General features: G+C 46.4%; 1 pseudogene. It reads right to left on the reverse strand.

The annotated features are described in order from the left end of the window. A pseudogene (locus tag AB6D58_RS24255) lies at nt 1-2,286 on the reverse strand (hypothetical protein); the annotation flags it as partial.

The raw sequence follows: 2,286 nt of genomic DNA on the forward strand, positions 1-2,286 counted from the left end.
CACTTTGGTTGGTAAACGAGATAGTCTCGGTTTGACTCACCGCACTGCCGCTTGGCGCAGAGCCATCAGCAAGATTTATTTCAGACAGACTAACGTTTGGCATTACATCAATGGTTGGGATATCACCATCGGTAATGGTCAGCGTCACTGTGGAGGTCAGTACGTCATTGTCTGAATCGCTTGAGGTCACCACAATAGACTTCACGATGTCTTCGCTAGCCGTGTGGTCTAAGTTACGATTTGGCTCGAAGCGTACTTCACCTTCAAGAGTGATGAACAACTCACCTTCCGTGAAGCTAAATTGCTGCTCACCATTGTCAGTTTGATCCAGAGTGCGAACTTGCCCGTCGTAAGTAAACTGAGTGATCGTCGCGCCATCGGCGCTTTGCTCTGGCATCACATCGATGGTGTTAGTTGAAACAGTGCCATCAGCCAAATTTGGTTCGACAATATCTAACGTACTGCTCTGCATGATTTGAACATCATCACCAATGGTTACACTCAATTGAGAAACCAATGAATCATCGCCATCACTGTCAACGGCGTAGACTGGCAGATCAAAGCTCAGATCGTTATTTGCAAGGCCATCCGCATGGTCTAATGCTTCAAGTAAAGTGAAGGTGTATTGACCTAAATTGGTATCCGAGAAGCTAATCGTGAACACGTTAGTTTCAACGTTCGAGCCATCAGTAACAAAGCCGATGTAGCCGCCCGGAGTGGTTGGATCGGCCTTCAGCTCAACCGCCAATCCGTTTGATGTGAGAGCGCCACCAACATTAAATTCAGTCGGTTCAATACGGAAGCTTGTCACATCATCACTTTGAGTGGTGTAAGTAATAGTTTGAGTTGAACTCACCGCGCTGCCGCTAGGTGCAGAGCCATCACTCAGATTAGTTTCAGACAAGTTCACAGTTGGAACATTATCAATGGTTGGGATATCACCATCGGTAATGGTCAACGTGACGGTTGAAGTCAGCACATCGTTATCCGAGTCACTAGACGTCACCACAATCGATTTCACGATGTCTTCGTTCAGTGTGTGGTCTAGATTACGATTAGGCTCAAAGCGCACATCACCTTGAAGCGTGATGAACAGTTCACCTTCTGTGAAGCTAAACTGCTGCTCGCCATTATCATTTTGGTCAAGTGTTCGAAACTGGCCATCATAAGTGAATTGAGTGATCGTCGCGCCATCGGCACTTTGATTTGGCATCACATCAATGGTGTTGGTTGTTACAGTGCCAGCGGCCAAATCTGCGACGGTTGGCTCGACGACATCTAACGTACTATCTTGCATGATTTGAACATCATCGCCAATAGTGACATTTAACGGAGACATCAGTGAATCATCGCCATCACTGTCTACCGCATAAACGGGTAAATCAAAACTAAGGTCGTTGTTGCCACGGGCATCTTGGTGGTCCAACGCTTCGATGAGCGTGAAGGTGTATTCACCTAATGACCCAGAATTAAAGCTTAATGTGAATACTGTTGTTTCTACGTTTGTGGCACTGGTCGTAAAACCAATGTAGTCACCCGACCCTGCCGGATCTTCACGTAACTCAACGGCTAAACCGTTCGATTTAAGATCGTCGTTAGTATTGAATTCCGTTGGCTCAATACGAAAACGAACCACATCATCACTTTGATTAGTGAAAGTAATGGTTTGAGTCGAGCTTACCGCGCTGCCACTTGGAGCAGAGCCATCACTCAGATTAGTTTCAGAAAGGGTAACGCTTGGAATGACGTCGATCGTAGGGTTATCACCATCAGTAATGGTCAGCGTTACGGTAGAAGTCAGAGAGTCGTTATCGAAATCACTTGAAGTGACCACAATCGACTTCACAATATCTTCACTCGCGGTGTGGTCTAGGTCGCGGTTTGGCTCAAAGCGCACTTCACCTTCAAGGGTGATAAACAACTCGCCTTCTGTGAAGCTGAACTGCTGTTCGCCAGTGTCATTTTGATCAAGCGTTCTTAGCTGACCGTCATAAGTAAACTGAGTGATCGTCGCACCATCAGCACTTTGGTTTGGCATCACATCAATAGTGCTGGTTGTGATTGTTCCATCAGCCAGATTTGGCTCGATGATATCTAACGTACCGTCTTGCATGATTTGGACATCATCACCGATGGTCACGTTTAGCTGAGACACCAATGAATCGTCGCCGTCTGTATCCACAGCATAAACAGGCAGATCGAAGCTCAGATCGTTGTTATCTAAACCATCCACATGGTCTAACGCTTCAAGCAGAGTAAAGGTGTATTCACCCAATGAGCTCGTAG

Origin of the sequence: Vibrio sp. 10N.239.312.D08, from assembly GCF_041466145.1 — a bacterium.
GTDB classification, from domain to species: Bacteria; Pseudomonadota; Gammaproteobacteria; order Enterobacterales; family Vibrionaceae; genus Vibrio; species Vibrio crassostreae_C.